This window comes from Pantoea sp. YR525, from assembly GCF_900116775.1.
In the GTDB taxonomy this organism is placed as follows: domain Bacteria; phylum Pseudomonadota; class Gammaproteobacteria; order Enterobacterales; family Enterobacteriaceae; genus Pantoea; species Pantoea symbiotica.
In genome coordinates this window covers 262644-289138 of sequence record NZ_FPBU01000006.1, presented here as the reverse complement: position 1 = coordinate 289138, position 26495 = coordinate 262644, and the positions used below count along the sequence as shown (strand labels likewise).

Below are 26495 nucleotides of genomic sequence, written 5' to 3'. Positions count from 1 at the left end.
CCCACATTCTGGATTTCGAGGTCATTATGAAAAACGCGTCACCCTGGCGGATAGGGTTTGATATTGGCGGCACGTTTACCGATCTGGTGCTGTTGAATGACATCACCGGCGAGGCGATCCGGCATAAAACCCTGACCACGCCGGAGGATCCTTCGGAAGGGGCGTACACCGGTTTAACCCAACTGGTGGAGCTGGCCGGGCTCAAAGCCAGCGACATTCACACCATCACGCACGGCACGACGCTGGCCATCAACGCGCTGCTTGAGCGGCGTGGCGCGAAAACCGCCTTCGTGGTGACGCGCGGCTTCCGTGACGTTTTGGTGCTGGGGCGTGAATACCGTTATGACATCTACGATCTGAATGGTGCACCGGCGCAGCCGCTGCTGCCGCGTTCGCAGTCGTACGAAATCAGCGAACGCGTGACAGCACGCGGCGAAGTGATTACGCCGCTTGACGAAGCCGAAGTGGTGCGGCTGGCCGCTGAGCTGCGCGACCAAGGCTATGAAGCCGTTGCCGTACTGTGCATGCATGCCTATGCGTGGCCGGAACATGAGAATCGCATCGAAGCGATTTTCAGCCGTGAACTGCCTGGCGTGTCGATCTCGGTGTCGCACAAAGTGTCGCGGGAAATCCGCGAATACGATCGCGGCGTGCTAACCGCCATGAACGCCTTTGTGCAGCCGAAAGCGCGCCGCTACATGGCGCGGCTGGAGACCAAACTGCGCGAGGGCGGCTTCACCTGCGACTGGCTGGTGATGGGATCGAACGGCGGCCTGATGGCACCGCAGGTGGCGGCGGATTATCCCACGCGCATTATTGAATCCGGCCCGGCAGGCGGCATCGTTGCCACCGCCGCCTTCGCGCGTAAAAACGCCGAACGTCAGGTACTGGCGTTTGATATGGGCGGCACCACCGCCAAGGCATGTGTAGTGCGCGATGGCGAACCCTCCATCACCATCGATTACGAAGTGGGGCGCGCGGATCGCCTGCTGAAAGGCAGCGGTTTGCCGGTGAAGTTGCCGGTGGTGGACATGATTGAGATTGGCGCGGGCGGCGGCAGTATCGCGCGCGTCGATTCCCTTGGCCTGCTGGAAATTGGCCCGGAAAGTGCCAGCGCCTGGCCAGGTCCGGCCTGTTACGCGCGCGGCGGCGAGCAGCCGACGGTTACTGATGCCAATCTGGTGCTGGGATTGCTCGATCCCGATGCCTTTCTCGGTGGTCGCATGCCGCTCGACGTGGAAGCCGCGCGCCAGGCAATTCGCCGCATCGCCGAGCCGCTGGGGCTGAGTATTGAAGACGCCGCATGGGGCATTCACGAAGTTGCTAACAGCAAAATGTCCGAAGCGCTGCGCACCCATTCGGTGGAGAAAAACGTCAGCCCCTCACAAATGACCATGCTGGCGTTTGGCGGCGCGGGCCCGAGCCACGCCTGGTCGCTGGCGAAACAGCTCAGCGTCAAACGCGTTTACTTCCCGAACGGAGCGGGCGTTTACTCGGCCTTCGGCTTATTGACCGCGCCGCCCAGCGCTGACTTTGTGCGCAGCGATCGCTGCCGGCTGCAGCCCGGCATTGATGTGAAACGCATTGCTGCGCTGTTCGCCGAAGGCTTTGACGAGGCGATCACCACGCTGGCGGCGGCCAACGCCGATCCGAATACCGCGATTCAGCAGAAACTTGCGGGCGTGCGCTATGTCGGCCAGGGATCGGAGCTCACCGTCACGCTGCCGGAAAGCTTCCTTGCGCAGGGCGATATTCAGGCTCTAATCGACAGTTTTGAAGCCGCCCATCTGGCGCGCTTTGGTCGCACCTTGCCGGGACAAGGCGTGGAAGTGGTTAACTGGCGCGGTCGCGTGCAGACCACGCCACCCGTACTGAATACCACCGATCAACTCAGCCATCCTGAACCCGACGCGCGCGAGAAGAGCTTGCAGGTCTATCTGGGTCGCGAGCAGGGCTTCAGCGCCTGCCGCGTCATCCCACGCAGCTTACTGATCACCGGCGAAGCGATTCACGGCCCGGCGCTGTTGCAGGAAAAAGAGTGCGCGATTTATGTCGGTCCCGGCGCATCCGCGCAGCTGGACGCGCAAGGCAATATTTTGATGGAGCTGAACTGATGAGTGCGACAACCCACGATCATCTGCGTTTTCTCGACGATCCGATTAGCCTGCGCATTACCTGGGATCGGCTGGTCAGCATTTCGGAAGAGGCGGCGGCCACGCTGGTTAACATGGCGTTCTCCAGCATTATCCGCGAAGTAGGCGATTACTCGTGCCTGCTGATGGACGCCAGCGGCAGCTCGCTGGCGCAACCAAAAACCAGCGTACCGGTGTTTATCGGCACGTTGCCCGCCACGGTGCGTCATCTGCTGGCGAAATTCCCGGCGGAGACGCTGAAACCCGGCGATGCGCTGATCACTAACGATCCCTGGCTCGGCACCGGCCACCTCAATGACGTGACGGTGGTAACGCCAGTGTTCCGCGCCGGCAAGCTGGTGGCGTTTACCGGCGCGGCGGCGCACATGTCCGATATTGGCGGCTCGCTAAATATGGGCTCATCGCGCGACATGTTTGAAGAGGGATTTCTCATCCCGCCGAGCAAACTGATGATTGCCGGTGACGTGAACCAGCAGTTGCTGGATCTGTTCCTCGCCAATGTGCGCTCGCCGGATCAGGTCGAGGGCGATCTGCACGCCATGCTGGCGGCTAACCAAATTGGCGCTAACGGTTTGCTCGGTTTAATGGATGACTTACAGCTGGAATCGGTAACGCCGCTGGCGGAGAAGATTCACTCGCTGACTGAAATCGCCATGCGCAAAGCCATTGAGGCGGTGCCGGATGGTCGCTATGAAGCGGCGGTGGATATTGGCGACTACGAAGGCGACATCCATCTCAACGTGGCGGTGATTGTGGATGGCAGCAACATCACCATCGATTATGCCGGTTCATCGGCGGAATCGCTGTTTGGCAGCAACTGCCCAATGTCATTCACCTATGCCTACAGCGTCTATCCGCTGAAATGCCTGCTTGAGCCGCATCTGCCGAATAACGAAGGCTGCTTCAAATCCATCACCGTCACCGCGCCGGAAGGCTCGATTGCCAATGCGCGTCCGCCTTGTGCGGTGGAGATGCGTAACCGCGTCGGACACATGGCGCACGCCGCCATTTTCACCGCGCTGGCCGATATCATGCCGGATCGCGTGATGGGCCATTCGGGCAGCGCGCCGGTTACCTGCGACGTGTTCGCCGGACAGTTTGATGATGGACGCCGCTTTGTCGAAAGCCTGTGCGTCAACGGCGGCACCGGCGCGCGTCCTGCCGCAGACGGCATCGTCACCGGTTTCCCCGGCAACATGTCCTCCACGCCGGTTGAGTTGATTGAATCCGCCACGCCGCTGCTGTTCCTGCAGAAATCCATCGTGCCCGATTCGGGCGGTGCCGGACGCTATCGCGGCGGCGTGGCGCAGCGCATGGTGATTCGTAATACCAGCAAATATCCGCTCTCGCACAGCATGTTCTATTCGCGGCAAAAACACGCGGCACAGGGCGTGTTAGGCGCGGCGGCGGGTGCGCCGAACGTTGTGGCGATTAACGGCGCATCGCTGGCGAAACCGGTGGGACGCCATGATGTGTTACCCGGCGACGAAGTCACCATTCAGATGCCGGGCGGCGGAGGCAAGATGCCGGTGGCCGAGCGCGATCTCAACGCCATCCTGTGGGATGTGCAGGAAGGTTACATCACTGAAGCGGGCGCGTTGCGTGATTACGGCGTGAACCTGCATGACCTTAAAAGAGGCTAAAACATGGACAGATTAACGGGAAAAGTGGTGCTGATTACCGGCGCGGGCAGCGGAATTGGTAAAGCGGCGGCGGCCGGTTTTGCCGCGCGCGGTGCGCATGTGATTTTGGTGGGACGACGTCAGGCGGTGCTGGATGAGGTGGCGGCAAGCCTGATCGCGCAGGGCGGTAAAGTCTCGGCTTATGCGGCGGACATCGCGCAAAAAACCGAGGTTGAGGCGCTGGTGACGTGGGCGATAGCCGAGCTGGGCCAGGTCGATATTCTGGTTAACAACGCCGGCAGCGCCAGCAAGACGCTGAATGCGCGCTGGATTGCCGAGGAGGAGTGGGATCAGGTGCAGGACGTCAACATGAAAGCGGTATTTCTGCTGACCCAGGCGCTGCTGCCGGACATGCTGGCGCGCAAAAACGGCACCATCATCACCGTCTCTTCACTGGCGGCGCTGCGGCCAAATCTGCTGGGTGGCGCCGCCTATGGCGCAGCGAAAGCGGCGGTGCGCAACTTTATGACCTATCTGCACAACACCTTCCGCAACGACGGCATCCGCTCAACCTGCATTTTACCGGGTGAAGTGAACACGCCGATTATGGATAACCGCGCCAATCCGCCAGATCAGGCGATTCGTGATGGCATGGTGCAGCCGGAAGATGTGGCCGAAGCCATTCTGCTGTGCGCCAGCTTACCGGCGCGCACCGTGGTGGAAGAACTGATTGTCGCGCCGACGGTTCTGCGCGATCTCTCCGGCGATCTGGAGATCAGCCGCTGGAAAAATGCCCCGGCAGCGTGCCAGGCCGAACGTGAAAAATCGGAATAGGAATCTTTATGTCGAGCCAAAATTTTAAAGCCGCCGAGGCGGTATTACGTGTAGAGCGCACCTCGCTGCGTGTGCAACAACCTGCGTCGAGCGGCGAGATGGTTTCTCTGGCGATGGGCGAACCGGATTTCGACACGCCGCCGCGCATCGTGCAAGCGGCGGTGGATGCGCTGCAAGCCGGTTACACCCATTACGCGCCGCTGCTCGGAGACAAAGCTTTGTGCAGCGCGCTGGCGGACGAGGTGTCCGCGCAGAGCGGTAACGCGGTGAAAGCCGGTGAAATTCTGGTCACGCACGGCGGCACCGCCGGTCTTGCGGCGGCGATTCTCTCTATCGTCAATCCAGGCGATCGCGTGGTGATCCCCGATCCAACCTATTCGCTGTATGCGGATTTGGTCAATATGGCTGGCGGCATCTGCGTGCCGATGCCGTGCCGGGCGGATTTGCACTGGGATCTGGAACGTCTGGATCGTGCGCTGGACGGCGCCAAACTGTTTGTGTTCTGCAATCCCGGCAATCCCACCGGCATTGTGCACAGCCGCGCCGAAATTGAAGCGCTCGGCCAACTGGTGAACCAGCACGATACGCTGGTGATTGCCGATGAAGCTTATAGCGATCTGGTGTTTACCGATCGTCCCTTTACCTCGGTGCTGCACATTCCCGCTTTTGCCGGACGCACGCTGTTCTGTCAGACTTTCTCCAAAAGTTACGCTATGACCGGCTGGCGCGTGGGTTATCTGGCGGGACCAGCGGAGATGATCGCCGCCGCCGCGCGCGTGCACAATACGGTGAACGGATCGGTGAACAGCGCCGTGCAGCGTGCGGCACTGGTGGCGCTGACGCAGTGTAAAGATGACGTAAAACGTATGTATGATGTCTACCGCCAGCGTCGCGTGCTGATGATGGAAGGATTGTCGGCAATTCCAGAGTTGAAACTCAATGAACCCGAAGGCGCGTTTTACTGCTTCCCTGCCTATTCGTTGCCGATTCCGGCGATTGATATGGTCTCGTTGCTGCGCGAACAGGGCATCGCGGTGCGGCCTGGCAGTGAATTTGGCGCGGCGGGCGAAGGGCATTTGCGCCTCTCTTACGCTGCCAGCAGTGAAGCCATTACTGAAGGTGTGCGCCGTTTGAAGCGCGGCCTGGCCAGTTTCAAGTAATATCAGCACGTTTAAGGAAGCACACCCACAATGACGGGAAAACCGATGCGCAGTGATACCGAAAGAAACCGCAAGAATCTGATTCAGGCAGCAGCCCGCTTGTTCGAGCGCTCCGAAACCCCGATAAGCATGACGGAAATCGCCGCAGAAGCTGGCGTCTCCGTGGCCACCGCCTATCGTCAGTTTACGTCGGTAGAAGAGGTGCTGAATGCGTATCGTCAGGACGTGGGGCAACTGCTGCTGGATTACAGTCTCGAGCAAAGCTGCAGCGGCTTACTCAAGCTGGAAAAGGTCAGCCGTTACTGGATCAAACTGGTGCGCGAGCGCGGCGCGGCGATGGTGCCGATGCGTAACCGTCGCGGCTATCTGGAACGTTTATGGGAAGGCGCGGAATACCTGTTAGTGCAGGCGGACGCGCTGCGCCCGGCGTTACGTGAAGCGATGGAGGAGATGGAGCTGCCGGATATTGGCGATAAGGCGGTGTTCCTGTGGAATATCCTGTTCGATCCGCGCGAAATCTTTGATTTGCTCGACACGGTAGGGCTGACGGAAAAACAGGTCGGCACCCAGCTGATGTCGGTTCTGGTCGGCGGTTTACGCGGCTTCGCCACCGCGAATGAATTCACCGCCGAAGCCAGCCGCAGTAAATAGTTTGTATGCCAGGTCGCCATAAATGGCGACCCTACAAAACCCGCAATTTACGGCATTGATTGGCATTAAAGCTTCGCCGTTAACGCGCGTAGCGGGGTGCGCAACACTTCATGCAGCGCGCGGATCGCTGGAGAAAACTGTTTACGATGCGGGCAGATAAGGTGCAGCGGCGTGCTTTCGCCCGGCATCTCCGGCAGCACGCGCTCCAGCCTGCCGGCCAGCACGTCGTCACACACATCAATCCACGATTTATAGGCGATGCCCATTCCGGCGATGGCCCAGCGCCGCGCTACTTCGGCGTCATCACACAGCATGCGGCTTTTCACCGTAATCTGGCGGCGCATGCCATCCTGCGGAAATGTCCATTTGTCGTAAACGTGGCCGCCCATAATAAACAGCAGGCCATGATGATGCTGGGCGATCTCCTCCAGCATTTGCGGGCGACCGTGACGATCAAGGTAATCTGGCGATGCCACCATCACGCGGCGATTGTCCTCCGCCAGCGGCAAGGCCACGTAACTGCTGTCTTCCAGCTTGCCGTAGCGAATGGCGATATCCACCGGATCGCGGAACACATCACTGATCTGATCAGAAAAGGAGAGACGCACCGCCAGCGCCGGATGCTCGCGGCAAAAATCGGTGATCAGCGGCAGCAGAATATTGCGGCCAATGTCTGACGGCAGCGCGATTTTCAGCTCGCCGCTCAGCGCATCTTCATCGCTCTGCAAGCTGTCGGCACCGGCATGCATCAGCGCCAGCATCTCTTGCGCATAGGGCAGATACTTTTCCCCTTCGGCGGTTAAGCGCAGGCTGCGGGTTGATCGGGCAAACAAGCGCCGATCCAGTTCCCGCTCCAGCCGCTGAATCGCCGCGCTAACCTGTCCGGGCAGCAAATTCACCTCGCGCGCCGCGCGTGAAAAGCTCCCGAGTGCGGCGGAACGCACAAACAGGGTGACATCTTCCAGTCGGATCATCTTCTTATTCATCGTGGTAGTCGGCAGGGATTTTCACTCTAAGAGTGAAAGTGTTCACCTGCAACTGGCATTTTTCATTGCGCTGCGGACCGCTATGCTGAGTTCACTTCACCAAACCTGCTGATGAATAAGGATCTGCCTGATGAAAGCCATTGTTTATAGCCAAAACGGTTTACCGATTTCCGATGAAAATGCGCTGTATGAGCTCGAAGTTGATAAGCCAACGCCGGGCGCGCGCGATCTGCTGGTAAAAATCCACGCCATCGCGGTGAATCCGGTGGACACCAAAGTGCGCGCCGGTGCGCCAACCGATAAGCCGCGCATTCTGGGTTGGGATGCGGTCGGCGTGGTGGAAGCGGTGGGCGCAGACGTCACGCTGTTCCAGCCGGGCGACGAGGTGTTTTACGCCGGTGATATTACTCGCGCCGGCAGCTATGCCGAATATGGGCTGGTGGATGAACGCATCGCCGGGCACAAACCGCGTTCGCTGAACGACGCCGATGCTGCCGCGCTGCCGCTGACCTCGCTGACCGCGTGGGAACTGCTGTTTGATCGTCTCGAGGTGCAGGCCGATGACAACGCCGCGCTGCTGATTATTGGTGCAGGCGGCGGCGTTGGTTCCATGCTGACGCAGCTTGCCAGCAAGCTAACCAAGCTGACGGTGATCGGCACCGCATCGCGCCCGGAAACGGCGGATTGGGTGCGTTCGCTGGGCGCGCATCATGTGATTGATCATTCTCAACCGTTGGGCGAACAGCTGGCGGCGATTGGGCATAAAGAGGTGCGCTATGTCGCGTCGCTGACGCACACCGACAGCTATTACGATCAGCTGATTGATGCGCTCGCGCCGCAGGGCAAGCTGGCACTGATCGACGATCCCGAGACGCTGGATGCGGTGCCGCTGAAGCGCAAAGCGATTTCGCTGCATTGGGAATTAATGTTTACTCGCTCGCTGTTCCATACCGCCGATATGCAGCGCCAGCATGAGATTTTGCAGCGCGTGAGCCAGTTGATTGATGACCAAACCCTGCAAACCACTGCTGGCGAACATCATGGCGCTATTAATGCCGCCAATTTGCGCAAGGCACATGCTTTGATCGAGAGCGGCCGCGCACGCGGTAAGATTGTGTTGAGCGGGTTTTAATGATGCGGTCGCCATAAATGGCGACCCTACAAAACAGTACCGAACATCCGTAGGGTCGCCATTTATGGCGACCGTAAAACATTTTATATCTGAATAACATAAGGAATAGACCATGACACTCAATGATGCAGTCGCTCGTCGTCATACCGTCAAAGCGTTTGAGGGCGGTAAAAGCCTGCCGCAGGATGAAATCGAAACCCTGCTGAACGTGCTGCGCAACAGCCCGTCATCGGTGAACTCACAGCCGTGGCATTTTGTGGTGGCATCCACCGCCGCCGGTCGCGAGCAGATGGCCAAATCCACTGAAGGTGCATTTGTCTACAACAGCCCGAAAGTGCTGAACGCATCTCACGTTATCGCGCTGTGCATGCGTACCGATCTCGATGAAGCGCATTTACAGAATGTGCTGGCGCAGGAAGAGGAAGATGGTCGTTTCGCCAAGCCAGATGGCAAAGCGGGGCAGGATAAGAGCCGTCGCAGCTACGTGGATATGCATCGTTACGAGCAGCGCGATGTGCCGCAGTGGATGGAAAAACAGGTTTACCTGGCGCTGGGTGGATTGCTGTTGGGTGCGGCGATGTTAGGTATTGATGCCACGCCGATGGAAGGTTTTGACCAGCGTACACTGGATCAGGCGCTGGGCCTGCGCGAGAAGGGCTTTACCAGCGTGGTGCTGGTGTCGCTGGGCTATCGCAGCGAGGCGGATTTCAACGCTGCATTGCCGAAATCACGCTTGCCGCGTGACGAGATTTTTACCTTTATTTAAAATTTTCGGTCGCGATTTCGTAGGGTGCGCATTTATGCGCACCGTTTCAATGGCCGCACCCAACCGATGGAAACCGCAACGTAAAACGGTTCACGCCCTGCTCGCTATGCACCTCACAACTTCCCTGATGTAATCGCATAATGCTGCGCACAATCGACAATCCCAAACCGCTGCTACCCTGGTGACGTGACGCGTCAGCGCGCCAGAAGCGATCAAAGATGCGCGCCTGCTGTTCAGCGCTCAGCGCCGGACCCTTATTCTCCACCATCAAACTGCTGCCCTGATTGAAAATCCGTACGGTGGAATCTCGATCGCCGTAGCGCAAGGCGTTCGCCATCAGATTCGCCAGCGCGCGTTGCAGCAGTTGCGGATCGGCGCGCAGTTCGCCGTGCAGCGCCATCTCCAGCCGCATCGATTGCTCTTCCGCCATGCCGTCAAAGTAGTCCTGCAACTTCTCGCCGAGCAGCGCCAGATCGATGTTTTGCACATCCATTACCTGGCTGGCATCTTCCGCTTTGGCAAGAAACAACATGTTGTCGATCATCTTCGCCAGCCGTTCCAGTTCCTCGTAATTGGAGCCGAGCAGCGCCTGATAATCGCCGACGTTGCGCGTCTGACTCAGCGCCACTTCGGTTTGACCGATCAGCGTGCTAATCGGCGTGCGCAGATCGTGCGCCATATCGGCAGAAACCTGGCTCAACTGCTGATAACCCCGTTCAAGGCGACTCAGCATCTGATTGAAAGCCGCCACCAGCGGCTGCAGTTCCGCTGCTGCCTGTTCAGGCATGCGCTGCGACAAATGGCGCACGTCAATGGCATCCGCCTGCGCCGCCAACCGACGCAGCGGTGTTAAGCCGCGCCGCACCAGCCAGATGCTGATTGCCGCCACCAGCAACGCCGCCAGTGCGGTGGCGAGGATGATTTGATCGCGATAACTGTTGAGCGTTTGCGTGCGGTCGCTCATCAGCCGGCCGGTAATGATCTCAATCTGGCCGTTGCCATCACGCGTTAGCGCCAGCGCGGCCGCTGAGATAAATGGCGTACCATCTGCGACAGCGAGATGATGTACCGAGGACAGCGCCAGCGGTTGATCGGCTGGAACCGGCGTAATCGCAGGAATCGGGCGCTGGCCGGGATTGACCACAATCAGCGGCGGCTGGCCCGGAAAACGCAGCACCAATAACGATTCGGTATTGCCGAGCATGTTGGCGAACAAACGCGGCTTTTGCTGAATGAGCGTAATCGCATCTTCATCGCGCAGCAGCGTGCGGATCTGATCGATGCGCGTTAGCAACGCGGCATCGTCGCGCACGCCAATTTGTGTCGCCAGCGAATGATAAAGTGCGATGCCGCTGAGGGAGAAGATGACGATCACTGTGGCGCTGAGCAGCAGCGACAGGCGCGCGGCAAGCGAACGGGTTTTCATGATTCGGCTTCGCAGCGATAGCCCACGCCGTGCACGGTGTGAATCAGCGGCTGGGCAAACGGGCCATCTATTTTCTGTCGCAGGCGTTTTACTGCCACATCGACCACGTTGGTGTCGCTATCAAAATTCATGTCCCACACGCGCGAGGCAATCACGGTGCGCGTCAGCACTTCGCCGGGATGCAGCAGGAACAAGTGCAGCAGGTTGAACTCTTTATTGGTGAGATCAATACGCTGACCGCCGCGCTCAACGCGACGCTTCAGGATATCGAGTTGCAGATCGGCGAGCTGGAGAACATCCGGCAACTTCTGCTGACCGCCGCGCCGCAGTTGGGTGCGCACGCGCGCCAGCAGTTCGGCGAACGAGAAGGGTTTCACCAGATAATCATCGGCGCCCAGTTCCAGCCCTTTGATTCGATCCTCCAGCGTGCCTTTAGCGGTGAGAAAAATCACCGGCGTGTGGATCTGCTTACCCAGCGCCGCCATTACTTGCCAGCCGTCCATGCCGGGCATCATTACGTCGAGCAGAATCAAATCGTAATGATGCTCCTGCGCATAGAACAAACCATCCTGGCCGTTTTCTGCCACATCGACGATAAATCCCGCTTCGGTCAATCCTTTGCGCATGTAATCGCGCGCTTTGGCTTCATCTTCAATCACCAAAATTTTCATGCGCTTCTCCGCGGGATAGGGTTTCAGGGCTGGGCGTGTAACGCGGCTTGCTCGATCAACTTCGCGACGTCATCAGGATGCGATTGGTACACCGAATGGCTGGCGCCGGCAATCTCCACCGTGTGGCTGTGCGCGCGTTTGGCGTACATGCGCTCCAGATCGGGACTGATGATTTTGTCAGCTTTCGCCACCATGTACCAGCTGGGCTTGGTCTTCCACGCCGGGTCAGGAATATTCGCGGTGAACACGGCGGAATTGGTTGGCATCTGCGCGTGCGCTTCAAAATCGGCCTGCGCCGCCGGTAAGTCAGCAGAGAAATCACTGTGGTAATTTTCCGGCGCGATGGTCAGATAACCGTCACTGGATTTAGCAAACGGATGTGCGCTATTGGGGAATTTTTTGCCGTTGCTGGCTTCGGTTTCGCCGTTATCCAGCGCATGCGCTGCGATATAAACCAGCCCAGCCACTTTAGCGTCGTTACCGGCTTCAGTGATGATCGCGCCGCCGTAGCTGTGGCCGACCAAAATCACCGGGCCATTTTGCTGATCGATAATGCGGCGCGTCGCCGTCACATCTTCCGGGAAGCCGGTCAGCGGTTCTTGTACCAGCGTCACTTTGTAACCGTCATGCGTTAAACGGTCATACACCGGACGCCAGCCCGCACCGCCGACGAATGCGCCATGCACCAGCACAATATTCTTAATCGGCTGCGCCTGAACCTGCGCCGTGCCGCCTGCGATAGCCAGCAGCATGCCCGCTGCAAAGGTAAGTTTGTTCAATTTCATCGTAATGCTCCTGATAGGAAGGTAGGCCATCAGGATATGCAATCGGCTCTGACATCAGCGTGAGCGAGTTATGACAAAAGAATGACATGCGCCTGGCGAGCATTAAGTAAAACTTAATGGGGCGTCAATAAAAGCTAACCTACTAACAATTATAAGTATTTACTCTGCATCAAATCCGTAATTTCTGTAGTGGGATCATGTCCACCATGTTATTAACTCTGTATGACGTTGTGAATTTAGCTACCTGCCGGAGATAACAATGAAGAAAAGTTTGTCCTTTGCCTTACTGCTTTCACTGAGCGCGTTTAGCCACGCTTCTTTTGCTCAGCAAACCTTGCGTTTCGGCGTTGATCCTACGTTCCCGCCGTTTGAATCCAAAGCTAGCGACGGTTCGCTGCAGGGCTTTGATATCGATCTCGGTAACGCGATTTGTGCCCAGGCGAAAGTGAAGTGCCAATGGGTGCAGATTGGTTTTGATGGCAGCATTCCGGCGCTGCAGGCGAGAAAGTTTGATGCCATTCTTTCGGCGATGTCGATGACCGAGAAACGCCGCGAGCAGGTGGCCTTCAGCAATATGCTTTATGTCACGCCGAGCGCGTTACTCACACCGGCCAACGCTCCGCTAACCGGAGATATTAACGCGCTGCGTGGCAAAAGAATTGGCGTCGCGCAGGGCACTATTCAGGAAACCTACGCCAAAGCGCAATGGGCAACCAAAGGCGTGAGTGTGGTTTCTTACCCTAATCAGATGGAGATCTACCCGGATTTGGTGGCGGGACGTCTTGATGCCAGCCTGGCGAATGCGGTTTCGGCAGAACAAGGTTTTCTTAACACGCCAGCAGGCAAAGACTACGTCATCAGCGCCACGCTGGTGGATAAAGAAGTGTTGGGCAATGGCGTGGGCATTGGATTGCGTAAAGATGATGCGGCCAATCTGAAGTTGATCAACACCGCGCTGGCGGAACTGCACAGCAACGGCACTTACGATCAACTGGCGAAGAAGTATTTCAAGTTTAAGGTCTATCCGTAAAAGTCATATGCACGTAGGGTCGCCATTTATGGCGACCTCGCCCACCAATCGCACCCACACTCATTCAAAAAATCATGCAAAACTTACCTCACTACCCAACTCAACGCGCCCGTTTTCTCGCCGCCGTTAAACGACAAAACGGCGCATTAACTTCTTACGCGCATCCGTTACCCGGTCCGCAAGGAGAGGAACTTTTCACCGATGTGGCGGTAATCGGCGATGCCAACGCATCCCGGTTGATGCTGGTGATCTCCGGCACGCACGGCGTGGAAGGCTATTACGGCTCCGATTGCCAAATTGCCTGGCTGGATACTTTTAACCTCACGGCGTTGCCCGCTGACACCGCCATCGTGATGCTGCATCTGCTAAATCCGTGGGGCGCGGCGCATTTACGCCGCGTCAATGAAGACAACATCGACCTCAATCGCAACTTCATCGATTTTTCACAGCCCGCACCTGCCAATCCGGATTACGCCGCGTGGCATGGCATTTATCATGGCGATCGCGCCAGCGCCGATAGGCTGTTAGCGGAAACGCTCAACAGCGCCGGTTGGCAAGCGGTAAAACGCGTGGTGGAAGCGGGGCAATATGGCGCGGCGGACGGTTTCTTTTATGGCGGCCAACAGCCCAGCTGGTCTTATCGCACGCTGGAAACCATCATCGCCAATCACCTTTCGCAGGCCAAAACCATCATCAGCTTCGATCTTCATACCGGCGCGGGCGCATGGGGACATCCGATGCTGCTGTCGATTGCCGAACAGCGCTTCGCCGCACATGACTGGGGCAAGGCGATTTATGGCGAATGGTTAACGCTGCTGTTCACCGGCGCGGGACGCGACAGCGAAACCGGCGTCACCGCGACGGCTACCGGCTATGTGTCGCAATTCCTGCTGACCTCGCTTCTGAGCACACAGATTTTGCCGCTGGTGGTGGAGTGCGGTACTTATCCCGGCGAGGAGATGCATCGCCGCGTGCGCGACGATCACTGGCTGCATCTGCAAGGCGATCCAGCCAGTGAAAGCGGGCAGGCGATTAAGCAGGAACTGGTGGAAGGATTCTGGCCCGCCGACGCTGACTGGCGGGCGCTGGTGGCCTTTCGCACCCAGCAAATCTTCGTGCGCGGCTGGCGGGCATTAATCGATTTATAAGCGTCCGTAAAACGTCATGCGGGCGGTTTCCGAAAGCGCAATACCCGGCTCGGTGTTATACGCCAGCACCGCCAGCATGCGTGTGATATCGCCTTCGGTTGGCGTGACGCGATGCAGCGAATTGCGGCCACGGAATAGCACCAAATCCCCGGCATCAATCGCCAGCGCGTCTACCGGCTGGCGCTGATCCAGCACCGCCGCCACGCCGTCGAAATTCATCTCGCCGGCATCGGCATCGCGCAGATCCTTCACGTACTGGAACACCGCGCCGGCGCGCGGTTTCTGCACCAGCAGCGTGATGGCGAACGACGAGTTATCAAAGTGCCAGCCCAGTTCCTGACCGTCGGGCGCGTAGTGCAGATTGATTGACGAAAGCGGATCGGCATACGGATAGAGCGCCTCTTCTCCCAACACATCGCACAGGAAGCTTTTAAACAGTTCATCATTGTAGAGCTGACGCAGCGGTGAATCGGCGGCAATCACATCATCGGTGATGCAGCCTTTAGTGCTGATGACATCGCGATTACGCGGATGATCGGCGCTAAAAGCTTCATCTTTCTTCATCAGATAAACATTGTGTTTGCTGGCGGTGTGATACGCCAAATGGCGCTGCGCATCACCTTCGGCAATGATGGCCTGCAGCGCGGCGGGCTGCAGGAACTGACGCAAAACTAATGCGCCGTGCTGATTAAGTTGCTCACGGCAGGCGCGACGCCAGTCGGCATCGGCCAGCGGATGCAGATCGAAACGAATCAAGGCAGACATAGTTTCACTTCTCATGTGTTACAGGTGTGTAAAGACTGTAACTCGCTGATATGTTAATACGTAACGATAAAAATTTAACACCTTGCTAAGGAAACCTTAATGCCCGCGCCATCACCGCGTTTGCCCAAAATCAGCGTCATTCAATCGTTCAAAGTGGCGGCGGAACTCGGCAGCCTGGCGAAAGCGGCTGCGCAACTGGCGTTAACGCCCGCGGCGGTGAGCCAGCAAATCCGCCAATTGGAGGAACAGTTGGGCAGCGCGCTGTTTGTGCGCACACAAAGCGGCGTGATGCTGACGGAGATGGGCAAAGAGTATCTGCGTTATGTCACCGAAGCGTTCGACATTCTGCACCTCGGTCAGCAAAACCTGCGTCATGCGGCATCAACACCGCGTTTAACGCTCTACTCGTTGCCAGCGCTGGCCTCAAAATGGCTGCTGCCGAATATTGCGCAGTGGCGCGAGCAGTGTCCTGATATCGATTTAGCGCTGCATGGCACGCATACGCAGGTGGATTTCAACGCCACGCCCGCCGATTTTGTTATATGTTTCGGCGAAGATCGCTATCCGCAGTTGGATAAGCAGTTGCTGTTCCTCGATGAGGTGCTGCCGGTGGCGAGCCCGGCGCTAGTACAACGTTTTGCCGGGCAGGATGTATTGCAGCACGCGCCGCTGATTCACCTCGACTGGGGTAACGAAGGGCGCTTCTTACCCGACTGGCGCAGCTGGTTTCAGGCGAAGGGCATTGACGATCCGCCACCGCAGCCATCGTTCAGTTTCAATCTCACTTCGCTGGCGATTGATGCCGCCGTGGCAGGCGCGGGCTTGCTGCTCGGTCAGCGGCGTTTGATTGCTGACGAACTGGCGCGCGGCGATTTGGTGATCGTCGATCCACTTAGCCTGCCGCTTAGTAAACCCTATTTCCTCGCCTGGCCGCAGCGCTCGCTCAGCCAGCCAGGCAGCGACGCGCTGATCCGATGGCTTAAGCAGCTAGCCCACTCGTAGGGTCGCCATTTATGGCGACCAGCAACCCGCACGAACTTGTAGGATCGCCATTAATGGCGACCCTACAAATGATTGGCGCTTTTTTCGGATGGTCACCATAAATGGCGACCCTACAAATTATTGGCGCTTTCTTCGGATGGTCACCATAAATGGCGACCCTACAAATGATTGGCGCTTTTTTCGGATGGTCACCATAAATGGCGACCCTACAAATGATTGGCGCTTTTTTCGGATGGTCACCATAAATGACGACCCTACAAATGATCGGCACATTTTTCGTAGGGTCGCCATTCATGGCGACCTGAGATAGAAAAGGAGTTCACCAATGACCGCAGATCTCAATTTCTGGCTCACCGCGCTGGTGGTCGGCATCACCATTTTGCTATGGGCCAGCGCACGTTTGCCGGAATACGTCACTGCGCTGCTGTTTTTCGCGGCGGCGATGTTGCTACAGTTGGCCCCCGCCAGCAGCGTGTTCAGCGGCTTTGCCTCGTCGGCGTTCTGGCTGGTACTCAGCGGTTTTGTGCTGGGCGCGGCGATCCGCAAAGTCGGCCTGGCGCAGCGCTGGGCCAACTGGCTGGTGGTGCCGCTCAGCCAAAGCTGGCCGCGCATGATTGCAGGCACCGTGCTGCTGACTTATCTGCTGGCGTTTGTCATGCCCTCTAATATGGGACGCATCGCGCTGCTGATGCCGGTGGTGCTGGCGATGGGCGAACGCGCGGGAATCAAAGCGGGCAGTCGCGGCAGTGTTGGCCTGGCGCTGGCGGTGGGATTTGGCACTTTCCAGCTATCGGCCAGCATTTTGCCCGCCAATGTGCCGAATCTGGTGCTGAGCGGCGCGGCGGAGAGCGCGTATCAGCTGCATCTGCAATGGTTGCCGTGGTGGTTGCTGCACATGCCGGTGGTGGGTATCGCTAAAGGATTGTTATTGATAGGTTGCCTGCTGTTTCTGTTTCGTGCTCAGCCTAAAGCGATGCAACAACGCGACAGCTTAACTGCGCTCAGCCGCAGCGAGTGGCGCTTGATTGGCCTGCTGGCGATCACCTTGCTACTGTGGATGACCGACAGCGTGCACGGTTTACCGGCTGCATGGGTAGGATTGGCGGCAGCCTGCATCTGTTTGCTGCCGCGCGTGGGGTTTATCTCCAGCGATGACTTCGCGAACGGGGTGAATTTCCGCACCTGCATTTACATTGCCGGGATTCTTGGCGTCGCTACGCTGGTGGTGGATTCCGGCCTGGGACGGATGATCGCCAACGCGCTGCTTAGCGTATTGCCGCTGCAGGATCATCCCTCCTTCAGCAATTTCGCGGTGCTTAATGCGCTGGTATCGCTGCTGAATTTTGTGCTCACCGCCAACGGCGTGCCGGCGATGGTGACGCCGATGGCGCAAGAGCTGGCGAACGCGTCCGGCTTTCCGCTGCTCACCGTGATCATGTTGCAGGTGTTTGCCTACGCCACGCCGCTGCTGCCGTATCAGGCATCGCCGGTGGTGGTGGCGATGGGACTTGGCAATGTTCCGGCGAAGGCCGGTTTGCAGCTGTGCGCGCTGATTTTTCTGTTTAGCATGCTGTTGCTGTTACCGCTGGATTATCTGTGGTTTCGGCTGCTAGGCTATGCCTGATATCTCTGCCTGAGAATGCTTATGCCAGCCAATAACGATTGGGTTGATTTTCGTCGTGACGATGAAACCGGGATTGAAAGCGTCAACGCGCATTTTCGCGGACACGCATACGATCCGCACGATCACGACGAACTGCTGGTGGGCGTGACGCAGCAAGGTTTACAACGCTTCAACTGCCACCGTTCGCTGCACACCAGCACGCCGGGACGGGCAATCCTGATTGAACCGGGCGCGGTACACGATGGACATGCGCCGGACGCCGAGGGTTTCACCTACGTGATGCTCTATCTGCCGCAGAGTTGGGTAGCGGAGATGATGCAGCGTCGTGGATTGGGCGATGTGTCGAACATCGAAGGCGCTTTTCGGCACACGCTGACGGACGATGCGCTGTTAGCCAGCGCCATTCAGCAAGCATGGTTTGCGGTGCATCAGGGAGAAGGGCGGTTGGCGCGCGATCAAAGCCTCGATCACTTGCTCACCATGCTGTCGCGCCATCTGGATACTAAACCCAGCGTGCAGCACAGCGAAGCGATGCGTCAGATGCAGCTGCTGCGCGATTATCTGCATGATTTTATGGCGCAGGATATTGGACTGGATGAGCTATCGCGTCTTTCCGGCATCGATCGTTTCCGCCTGACACGCCAGTTCAAACAGGCGTTTGGCCAATCGCCGCATGCTTATCTGGTGCGGTTACGCTTACGCAGCGCGCGCACCTTGCTGGCGCAGGGCATTGAACCGGTAAACGTTGCAGCGCAGGTAGGATTTGCCGATCAAAGCCATCTCGGCCGCTGGTTCCAGCGCGCCTATCGCATGACGCCCGCCGCTTATCAACGTCAGTGCACAAACGTTCTATACGCTTCCCCGCCCACTCTTAGATGATGAGGTTTTCGTTGTCATTGGAGAGTTGTTGCAGATGTTTGATACCAAAATCGCCCTGATCGTACGTGATGATTTAGCTACCTGGCAGCGCCTGAATGTGGTGGCGTTTCTCGCCACCGGCGTGGCGTCCGCCGCACCCGAGATGATCGGCGAACCCTATGTTGATGCCAAAGCGCGTCAGTATGGCAATATGGCGGGCCAGCCGATGCTGGTGTTTGCCGGGGATTTAGCCGGTTTGCAGCGCGCGCATCGTCAGGGGCTGGAGCGTGAGTTAACCATTATTCCTTATGTTGAAGCGATGTTCTCCACCGGCCACGACGCGGCGAACCGCGAAGTGTTTATGGCGGAGGATGCCGATAATTTGAATCTGGTCGGCATTGCGCTGCGCGGTCTGAAGAAAGCGGTGGATAAGGCGATTAAGGGATTGGCGTTGCACGGGTAAGAAGGGTGGTCACCCTACAGGGTGACCGTAGGGTGCGCATTTATGCGCACCTGAATTTATCCGCCACACTCAGCAACAAATCTTCCCGCCCACGCAGTGCCAGCAGCTCCAGCCCAATCGGCAAACCTTCGGCGCTGAATCCTGCGGGAATGCTGATCGCCGGCGCGCCGGTCACCGCTGAAATCAGTGCGTTGCTGCCTTCCTGCATCTCGCCGTGCTTAACCGGCGCACGGCGCACCACTGGATAAGCCAGCAGATTGATCTGCTGCGCGGCGAAAAACTCTGCCAGCTGCAGATACAGATCTCGCTGACGCTGCTGTACCTGCTGATAACCTTCACTCTCAATGCCCGGATGCTGCGCCCGCGTGGTAAACACCGTTTCCAGCTGCGGATGGTAGCGCCTGGACGCCACCACTTCCGCCAGCGTACGGCTCTGCGCCTGCGGTTTATCCGCCAGATACGCCGCCAGCGCTCCGGCAAATTCGTAGCCGATGATATTGGCGTCGGCGGCCAACGTCTCCAGCTGCGGATAACTCACATCACGCGGCGCGAAATCCGCCAGCGCCGCGCGCACCGCCTGATTAATCTCGCTTTCATCGGCAGCAAACCCTTCCTGCCAGATGCCGATACGCAGCGGCTCATCGCTCTCCGCAAACTGTTGCCCGCTCAAAATCTCAGAGGCTAAACGCAGATCCGACGCCGACCGCGCCAGCGGGCCGGGAATATCCTGAGTTGGCGACAGCGGCACAATGCCGTCGGTGCTGATGGCGCCGCGCGTCATGCGCAGTCCGAACAATGCGTTAAAGGCCGCCGGAATGCGCACCGAACCGGCGGTATCGCTGCCGATCGCCAGCGGCACATAACCGGCCGCGACCGCCACGGCGGAACCGCTGCTCGATCCGCCGGGCGAGCGGCCTTCAACCCACGCATTGTGGGTAAATCCGCACAACGACGACGCGCCAGTGATACCTGCCGCCAGCTCATGCATGGCGGTTTTGCCGATCAAAATCGCGCCTGCCTTTCTCAGTCGAGTCACCAGCGGCGCATCATCGCTGGCGATAACCTCACGCAGCAGCACCGAACCGGCACTGGTCGGCCAGCCTTGCACTTCAATATTATCCTTGATCAGCACTGGAATCCCTTCCAGAGGTCCCGCCACTTCTCCGCGCTGACGACGTACATCGCTGGCGTCCGCTGCCGCTAACGCCTGATCGGCAAACATCCAGGTCATGGCGTTGTAGCGCGGCTGATCCACCTCTCCAATGCGTTGCAGCGCGAAGGTGGTTAACTGGCGAGCGCTGACCGTGCGCTGCGTCAGCGCCTGCTGTAAATCGTTAATCGAAGCGGTGAGATAATCGGCGTATTGCATCAGGTTAAACCTCCAGCGTAATCCATTGCCCGTCGCGCGAGACGCGTCCGCACGAGCTGCCATTAAAGTGGGTGCTGAACCAGATTGCCTGATGTTGTGCGCACCAGTCCACCACGCGTTGCCGCGAAGTAGCTGCCAGCGCTTTATCCTCGCAAAACAGCGAGTTCCAGTGCGGATACTGAAACTGGATGGCATTGTGCATCACGTCACCGGCAAAGATGGCCGATTCACCGGCACTTTCCAGCACGATTGATGCATGATCGCCGCTGTGACCTGGCGTCGAAAGATAGCGCAGCACGCCAGCAAACAGCGGGGAATCCTGCACGTTGATAGTCTCCAACTGACCGCTCGCGATCAGCGGCAGAATGCTATCGCGATAGAGTTCCTGCGCCGCTGGATTCTGCTGGCAATGCGCCAGTTCCCGTGCCGAGCAGATATAGCGCGCATTCGGGAACATCGGCTGCCATTCACCGTCTTGTTGATGGGTGTTCCAGCCAACGTGATCGGTATGAATATGTGTCATCAGCACCAGCGTCACCTCCGTCGGGTCAACGCTCGCGCGCGCCAGATTTTCGGCATACGGCGTATTCAGCTGATGGAACAGCGGTTTGTTATCGCGGTTGCGGCCGTTGCCGGTGGCGGTATCGATGATGATGGTGTGTTCGCCGGTGCGCACCACCCAGCTGTGAATCGACATTTCAGCAGGTTGATTGGCTAATTCATCACTCATTTCCGCGCGATGCGGCGTAAACAGCACGCCCAGCGGGAAGGCAGCGGTTTGTTCGCTCACTTTGGTAATCCAGCAATCGCCGACGCGAATCGTCATGGGGTGCTCCTTATTGCCTGGTTGCAGCGAAGAAGCCTCACTATACTGGCGGCACGATCATTATTTAAATCGATTAAAATCATGCACAGCATCAACGAAAATGATTTTGCACGCATCGACCTGAATTTGCTGGTGGTGTTGCTGGTGATGTACGAGGTGCGCAGCGTCACGCAGGCGGCAAATCGGCTCTATCTCGGACAACCGGCAGTCAGCGCGGCGTTAAAGCGTCTGCGCGAGATGTTTGACGACCCGCTGTTTGTCCGCGCCTCAAACGGCATGACGCCAACGCCACGCGCCGAGCAGTTGGTGCAGCAGTTCGCGCCGCTGATGCAGGATCTGCATCGCGTGATCTTCACGCAGCAGCCCTTTAACCCGGCAGAAGATAGCTACAGTTTTCGCATTGGCATGAGCGACTGGATTGAACATTGGCTGATGCCGGATTTGCTGGCAGAACTGGCGCGCGTGGCGCCGAAGGTTGATGTGAAAGTCATTGCCACCGATCCGTGGCAGGCGATTCCGCTGATGGAGCAGCAGCAAGCGGATGTGGTGATGACGGTCGGCAACGAAACCAGCCGCGATCTTACGCGTGAGAAGATCCTGCGTGCGGGTTTCAGCACGGTTTGGCACCGCGATCAGATTCAACTCGGCTCGCCGCTGACGCTGCAGCAGTTTGTCAGTTACGAGCACGCGCTGGTGTCGTATCGCGGAGTAAGTGAAAGCGCGCTGGATCGGCAGTTGCAACAGCATGGAATGGCGCGGCGCGTGCGTTATGTGACGCCGCACTTCTCCGCGCTGCCAATGCTGCTGAAGCGTCTGCCGCTGTTCGCCACCGTGCCGCAGGGTTTGGTGCCATCCTGGTGCGCGTTATATGACTTGAGCGCCGCGCCCGTGCCGGTGAGCATGCCGGATTATGAGGTGTCGCTGCTGTGGCACAACGCGCGCAGCGAAGATGCCGCCAACCGCTGGCTGCGGGATGTGTTGCGTGGGTTGATAATGAATAAGCTTTGATAAGGTCGCCATGAATGGCAACCCTACGACAGGACGGCGGGAATTCCGTAGGGTCGCCATTTATGGCGACCGATATGCCGACCTGCTCGCTTACCACGGCACCTCGCGCCCTAAATAATCCAGATAATGAATCCCGCGCCGTCCGGCGTAGCTTTCCATGGTATTCAGCAGATTCGGGATGCTCTCCTCAATGGTCAGGCGCGCTTCCGGGCCGCCCATATCGGTGCGCACCCAGCCGGGCGCCATCAGCAATAATGTGCGTTCGCCGCCACTGCGTGCGGCAAAGCTGCGCATAAACATATTTAGCGCCGCTTTGCTGCCGCGATACACCTCGTAATTGCCGTTGGTGTTGTTGGTCAAACTGCCCTGGCCGGATGACATCACGGCGATGGTGCCGCTGGCCGTGACGCAATCTTTGAAGGTCTCAATCACCCGCAGCGGGCTCAGCGCATTGGTCACCATCACGCGAGTAAACTCACTGGTTGAGACATCGGCGATGGTTTCGCGGTCGTCATTTTTCACGCCCGCGTTAACGAACAGCATATCGAATTGGCGATCCGCCAGCCGCGTATGCAGCGCTTAGACCTGTTCGGGTTCATTGATATCCACGCTTTCTACCCTGAGCTGTGCGGGGAAGCGATCGGCCAGTTGCTGTAAATTCCCTGTCGAGTTTTCACGCCCGGTGGCGACCACCTGATAACCGCGCTGCAGCATGGTTTCCGCCAGCGCCAAACCCAGTCCACGCGATGCGCCAATCAGTAAAATGTTCATATTGTTCTCCTAGGTGTTTGCGATGGATAGAGTGTAGCGCCGGGTGAGAGCAGGCGGAAGGCGCAGCATTGACAGTATTAACCTGCACCAAACGCCTTGTCTCGATGCGCCGAATCGGCGAGGATAACCCGCATGAATGATGCCGATCTCAACCTGTTAATTGCTTTGGATGCGCTGCTGATTGAAGGCAGCGTGATTGGCGCTGCGCGTCGCTTGGGGTTAAGCGAATCGGCGATGAGCCGCACGCTCGGACGCTTACGCGCCACCACCGGCGATGCGATGTTAGTGCGCGCTGGACGCCAAATGGTGCTGACACCTTATGCCGAAGCGATCCGCGAGCGCACGCATCACACGGTGCGCGAGGCGCGCGCGGTGTTAAGCCCAACGGCGCAGTCGCTGGATTTGCGTCAGTTGGATCGCTGTTTTACCTTGCGCACCAATGAGGGATTCGTCGAAGCCTTTGGCAGCGCGCTGATCGCTGCCGTGGCTGAACAAGCGCCGCACGCGTGGCTCAGTTTTGTGCCCAAGCCCGAGAAAAGCGCGCGCGATTTGCGTGAAGGCAATATCGATCTGGAGATTGGCGTGTTGGGCAATATGGGCCCGGAAATTCGGTTGCAGGCGCTGTTTCGCGATGGCTTTGTTGGCGTGGTGCGCGCCGGACATCCGCTCACGCAGCAGCTGGATATCGCCCAGTTCGCCGCCTATGGTCATATCGTGGCGTCACGTCGCGGTGAGCTGGGTGGGCCGATTCATGATGCGCTGCAGCAGGCGGGATTTACGCGCAAAGTCGCGGCGCTGGTACCGGCATTTTCCAGCGCGGTGGCGCTGGCACAGGAATCGGATCTTGTCGCGTTAGTGCCGCGTTCGCTGTTTCTGCATCATCCGCTGATCAAAAACAGCACCACCTTAGCGATGTTTGAACTGCCATTCGCCACGCCGGAAATGACCGTGTCACAGCTATGGCATCCGCGACTGGAAAACGATGCCGCGCATCGTTGGCTGCGCGGCGTGGTAAAGCACGTTTGTCAGCCGCCGCGTACCGAACCGCGCCACACCACATCGGCCTGATACAGCAGGCTGTCGTGCTGCTGTTCACCTTGCGGCGTGAAGCCGGTTTCATCCTGCTCAGTTTGTATCAGCCACTTCACCGCATCCTGCGCGAACTGCTCAACCGGCTGGGAAAAGGTGGTGAGATTGTAGGAAGACCAGCCAGCCTGCGCGATGTTGTCGTAGCCGATTAAACAGAGATCTTCCGGCACGCGCAGGGCAAAGCGGTGGCGCGCTTCATCCATAAACCCGCAGGCCACTAAATCGGTGACGCAAAACACGCCGTCCGGCCGCTGATGACGCGTCAGCAAGCGGTGCGCCAGAATTTGGCCACTTTCATACGATGTGGTGCCAAAGCGTTCCACCGTCACGCTTAATCCCGCACGTTCCGCAGTCGCGACAAAAGTATCTTCGCGCTTTTTCAGGCTCGGCGTGCCCGCCAGCGAATTGGCAAATGCCAGATGCTGGCAACCGGCGCGTTGAAACGCCATCACCGCGGTTTGCGCGGCGCTTTCCGCATCGAGATTAATGCTGAGCGAACCTGGCAGCGCTTCATCGCGGTTGATCAAAATGATGCGCTGGCCGTGCTTATAACACTGGCGCGTGATGGTGCGATCCGGCATGCCGGAGAGAATGATCGAGGCATCGGCGCGGAAATTAATCGCCTGCTGCAGTGCCGCTGAAACGCTGTTATCCGATCGATCGGTGTTGATCAGCATCGCCACTTTGCCTGCTTCCTGCAAAAACTGCGTCAGCCAGCGCACCAGGCTGGCGCGATAGGGCGTGGCGATCTCCGAAACGATCAGGCAGACAATGCTGCTGCGATTGCTTACCAGACCACGCGCCAGATGATTGACGTGATAACCCAACTCTTCCGCCGCCTTCATCACCCGTTCACGCGTTGCCGGTGACACGCTGGCGCCCGGCGTAAACGCGCGCGAAACCGCCGAGCGCGAAACGCCCGCGCGCTCAGCGACATCCTGCGCACTGACCACCGCTTTCTCATGCTGCATGCTCAACACCTCTTCACAATCTGGCTGCCACTGAGTCTGCCTCAGATTGCAAAGCTGTGCAAACCGCTTTAGATCTCATTTGTTGCATTTTTGTGACATCGACTAACAATTGCGCAGCGTGGTGTTTGACAGGACATTTCTTGTTCATTACTACTTTGCACACACGTGCAAGAAAAGGTGCCAATGAAGCACCAACCCTACAATCCAGGAGAACACTATGCGAGTCACCTCAATGGCCATCGCGCTATCCCTCTGTTGCACTGCACTGCCGTTTGCCGCCTCGGCGGCGGGCAATCTGAATATGGTTTGCTCCGCCGATGTGGTGGTGTGCGAGCACATGACCAACATCTTCAGCAAGGCGCATCCGGATATCAAAGTCAGCATGGTGCGCCTCTCGGCGGGCGAAGCTTATGCACGCCTGCGCAGTGAAGCGCGTAATCCGCGCACCGATATCTGGTGGGCAGGCACCGGTGATCCGCATATGCAGGCGGCGGAAGAGGGGCTGACGCAGCCGTACAAATCGCCACTGCTCGATCAGCAGCAAGACTGGGCGCAGAAGCAGGCAGAAAACTCTAATTACCGCACGGTGGGCATTTACGCTGGTGCGCTTGGTTGGGGTTACAACACCAAACTGCTGGAATCGAAAAAGCTGAAAGAACCGAAATGCTGGGCCGATCTGCTGGACCCAAGCTTTAAAGGGGAAATTCAGATCGCCAACCCGAACTCGTCGGGTACCGCCTACAACACGCTGGCAACTCTGGTGCAGATCATGGGTGAAGATAAAGCTTTTGATTACCTGAAAAAACTCAACGCCAATATTTCGCAGTACACCAAATCGGGCTCGGCACCGGTGAAATCGGCGGCGCGTGGCGAAACTACCGTTGGCATCGTGTTTATGCACGATGCGGTGGCGATGGAAGTGGACGGTTTCCCGATCAAGACCGTCGCGCCGTGCGAAGGCACCGGCTATGAGATTGGCTCGATGTCGATTGTCAAAGGGGCGCGCAACCTCGCCAACGCCAAAGTCTGGTACGACTGGGCGCTGAGCGCCGAAGCGCAATCGCATATGAAAGAGGCCAAATCTTTCCAGCTGCCGTCGAACCGTAACGCGGAGATTTCTGAGTACGCGCCGCGTTTCGAGAACATCAAACTGATCGATTACGACTTCAAGACCTACGGCGATTCGGCCAAACGTAAAGCGTTGCTGGGACGTTGGGATAAAGAGATCGGTGCCAGCGCGCAGTGAGTTCCGTGCGGTTTGTAGGGTCGTCATAAATGACGACCCTACAAAACCCGATGAATCCCGTAGGGTCGCCATTTATGGCGACCTGGTTAAGCACCGCACGAAACTCCGTAGGGTCGCCATTCATGGCGACCGGGTTAAT

The 26495-nt window shown here is 58.1% G+C and carries 24 protein-coding genes and 1 pseudogene; 16 read left to right on the top strand and 9 right to left on the bottom strand.

Going from position 1 to position 26495, the window contains the following annotated elements; translation table 11 throughout:
• Positions 1 to 26 precede the first annotated feature (26 nt).
• The 5 genes from BM323_RS14460 to BM323_RS14440 are packed head-to-tail and all read left to right on the top strand — an operon-like array spanning position 27 to position 6420.
• A complete protein-coding gene (locus tag BM323_RS14460) occupies positions 27 to 2114 on the top strand; it encodes a hydantoinase/oxoprolinase family protein (RefSeq protein ID WP_008110131.1) in 2088 nt (695 codons plus the stop codon).
• Positions 2114 to 3796 carry a hydantoinase B/oxoprolinase family protein gene (locus tag BM323_RS14455; RefSeq protein WP_008110129.1) on the top strand — a complete coding sequence of 561 codons (1683 nt, stop codon included), beginning with the start codon at positions 2114 to 2116 and terminating at the stop codon, positions 3794 to 3796. The genes BM323_RS14460 and BM323_RS14455 overlap by 1 nt, the downstream gene beginning before the upstream one ends.
• A gap of 3 nt (positions 3797 to 3799) precedes the next feature.
• A complete protein-coding gene (locus BM323_RS14450; protein WP_008110127.1) occupies positions 3800 to 4609 on the top strand; it encodes an SDR family oxidoreductase in 810 nt (269 codons plus the stop codon).
• Positions 4610 to 4617: 8 nt separating this feature from the next.
• Positions 4618 to 5769 carry a pyridoxal phosphate-dependent aminotransferase gene (locus BM323_RS14445; protein ID WP_008110125.1) on the top strand — a complete coding sequence of 384 codons (1152 nt, stop codon included), beginning with the start codon at positions 4618 to 4620 and terminating at the stop codon, positions 5767 to 5769.
• A gap of 30 nt (positions 5770 to 5799) precedes the next feature.
• A complete protein-coding gene (locus BM323_RS14440; RefSeq protein WP_008110124.1) occupies positions 5800 to 6420 on the top strand; it encodes a TetR/AcrR family transcriptional regulator in 621 nt (206 codons plus the stop codon).
• Positions 6421 to 6485: 65 nt separating this feature from the next.
• Here the strand turns inward: BM323_RS14440 and BM323_RS14435 are convergent, their stop codons facing one another.
• A complete protein-coding gene (locus BM323_RS14435; RefSeq protein WP_036650065.1) occupies positions 6486 to 7394 on the bottom strand; it encodes a LysR family transcriptional regulator in 909 nt (302 codons plus the stop codon).
• A 142-nt stretch (positions 7395 to 7536) separates the two neighbouring features.
• Here BM323_RS14435 and BM323_RS14430 point away from each other — a divergent pair, with 142 nt between their 5' ends.
• A complete protein-coding gene (locus BM323_RS14430) occupies positions 7537 to 8538 on the top strand; it encodes a zinc-binding alcohol dehydrogenase family protein (protein ID WP_008110119.1) in 1002 nt (333 codons plus the stop codon).
• Positions 8539 to 8650: 112 nt separating this feature from the next.
• Positions 8651 to 9304, top strand: a complete 654-nt coding sequence (locus BM323_RS14425; RefSeq protein WP_008110117.1) for an oxygen-insensitive NAD(P)H nitroreductase — start codon at positions 8651 to 8653, stop codon at positions 9302 to 9304.
• Between the two features lie 46 nt (positions 9305 to 9350).
• Here the strand turns inward: BM323_RS14425 and BM323_RS14420 are convergent, their stop codons facing one another.
• Genes BM323_RS14420 through BM323_RS14410 form a run of 3 tightly spaced genes read right to left on the bottom strand, consistent with a single transcriptional unit; the run spans position 9351 to position 12186 of the window.
• Positions 9351 to 10730, bottom strand: a complete 1380-nt coding sequence (locus BM323_RS14420; RefSeq protein ID WP_008110114.1) for a heavy metal sensor histidine kinase — start codon at positions 10728 to 10730, stop codon at positions 9351 to 9353.
• Entirely contained in the window at positions 10727 to 11401 is a 675-nt protein-coding gene (locus tag BM323_RS14415) for a heavy metal response regulator transcription factor (RefSeq protein ID WP_008110112.1), read from the bottom strand. Before BM323_RS14415 ends, BM323_RS14420 begins: the two co-directional genes overlap by 4 nt.
• A 23-nt stretch (positions 11402 to 11424) precedes the next feature.
• Positions 11425 to 12186 (bottom strand): alpha/beta hydrolase, encoded by a 762-nt coding sequence (locus BM323_RS14410; protein ID WP_008110110.1) that lies wholly within the window; start codon positions 12184 to 12186, stop codon positions 11425 to 11427.
• 259 nt (positions 12187 to 12445) lie between these two features.
• Here BM323_RS14410 and BM323_RS14405 point away from each other — a divergent pair, with 259 nt between their 5' ends.
• Together BM323_RS14405 and BM323_RS14400 are read left to right on the top strand one after the other, a co-directional pair.
• The gene (locus BM323_RS14405; RefSeq protein ID WP_008110107.1) at positions 12446 to 13216 is read left to right on the top strand and encodes a transporter substrate-binding domain-containing protein; all 771 of its coding nucleotides are present in this window, start codon (positions 12446 to 12448) and stop codon (positions 13214 to 13216) included.
• 74 nt (positions 13217 to 13290) lie between these two features.
• Complete coding sequence (locus BM323_RS14400) at positions 13291 to 14364, top strand: DUF2817 domain-containing protein (RefSeq protein ID WP_008110105.1); 1074 nt, start codon at positions 13291 to 13293, stop codon at positions 14362 to 14364.
• On the opposite strand, the gene BM323_RS14395 is transcribed toward BM323_RS14400, so the two are convergent.
• A complete protein-coding gene (locus BM323_RS14395) occupies positions 14359 to 15129 on the bottom strand; it encodes a 2OG-Fe(II) oxygenase (RefSeq protein ID WP_008110103.1) in 771 nt (256 codons plus the stop codon). The genes BM323_RS14400 and BM323_RS14395 overlap by 6 nt on opposite strands.
• Before the next feature lie 99 nt (positions 15130 to 15228).
• Here BM323_RS14395 and BM323_RS14390 point away from each other — a divergent pair, with 99 nt between their 5' ends.
• The 4 genes from BM323_RS14390 (at position 15229) to BM323_RS14375 (ending at position 19076) form a co-directional block, all read left to right on the top strand.
• Entirely contained in the window at positions 15229 to 16131 is a 903-nt protein-coding gene (locus BM323_RS14390; protein WP_008110101.1) for a LysR substrate-binding domain-containing protein, read from the top strand.
• Between the two features lie 325 nt (positions 16132 to 16456).
• Positions 16457 to 17755: an SLC13 family permease gene (locus tag BM323_RS14385; protein WP_091004031.1), complete on the top strand. Its 1299-nt coding sequence runs from the start codon at positions 16457 to 16459 to the stop codon at positions 17753 to 17755.
• Positions 17756 to 17776: 21 nt separating this feature from the next.
• The gene (locus BM323_RS14380; protein ID WP_008109414.1) at positions 17777 to 18634 is read left to right on the top strand and encodes an AraC family transcriptional regulator; all 858 of its coding nucleotides are present in this window, start codon (positions 17777 to 17779) and stop codon (positions 18632 to 18634) included.
• 34 nt (positions 18635 to 18668) lie between these two features.
• Positions 18669 to 19076, top strand: a complete 408-nt coding sequence (locus BM323_RS14375; protein WP_008109412.1) for a DUF2000 family protein — start codon at positions 18669 to 18671, stop codon at positions 19074 to 19076.
• Positions 19077 to 19116: 40 nt separating this feature from the next.
• On the opposite strand, the gene BM323_RS14370 is transcribed toward BM323_RS14375, so the two are convergent.
• Complete coding sequence (locus BM323_RS14370) at positions 19117 to 20445, bottom strand: amidase (RefSeq protein ID WP_008109409.1); 1329 nt, start codon at positions 20443 to 20445, stop codon at positions 19117 to 19119.
• Positions 20446 to 20449: 4 nt separating this feature from the next.
• Entirely contained in the window at positions 20450 to 21271 is an 822-nt protein-coding gene (locus BM323_RS14365; RefSeq protein WP_008109407.1) for an MBL fold metallo-hydrolase, read from the bottom strand.
• Positions 21272 to 21352: 81 nt separating this feature from the next.
• Between BM323_RS14365 and BM323_RS14360 the strand changes: the two genes are divergently transcribed.
• Complete coding sequence (locus BM323_RS14360) at positions 21353 to 22279, top strand: LysR family transcriptional regulator (protein WP_091004028.1); 927 nt, start codon at positions 21353 to 21355, stop codon at positions 22277 to 22279.
• A 90-nt stretch (positions 22280 to 22369) separates the two neighbouring features.
• Here BM323_RS14360 and BM323_RS14355 read toward each other — a convergent pair.
• Positions 22370 to 23050: pseudogene (locus BM323_RS14355) on the bottom strand (SDR family NAD(P)-dependent oxidoreductase).
• 132 nt (positions 23051 to 23182) lie between these two features.
• On the opposite strand from BM323_RS14355, the gene BM323_RS14350 reads away from it, so the two are divergent.
• The gene (locus BM323_RS14350) at positions 23183 to 24118 is read left to right on the top strand and encodes a LysR family transcriptional regulator (protein WP_008109402.1); all 936 of its coding nucleotides are present in this window, start codon (positions 23183 to 23185) and stop codon (positions 24116 to 24118) included.
• Here BM323_RS14350 and BM323_RS14345 read toward each other — a convergent pair.
• Entirely contained in the window at positions 24076 to 25110 is a 1035-nt protein-coding gene (locus tag BM323_RS14345) for a LacI family DNA-binding transcriptional regulator (RefSeq protein ID WP_008109401.1), read from the bottom strand. The two genes, BM323_RS14350 and BM323_RS14345, sit on opposite strands and share 43 nt — an antisense overlap.
• 217 nt (positions 25111 to 25327) lie before the next feature.
• Between BM323_RS14345 and BM323_RS14340 the strand changes: the two genes are divergently transcribed.
• Entirely contained in the window at positions 25328 to 26356 is a 1029-nt protein-coding gene (locus BM323_RS14340) for an ABC transporter substrate-binding protein (protein ID WP_008109398.1), read from the top strand.
• The last annotated feature ends 139 nt before the right edge of the window (positions 26357 to 26495 follow it).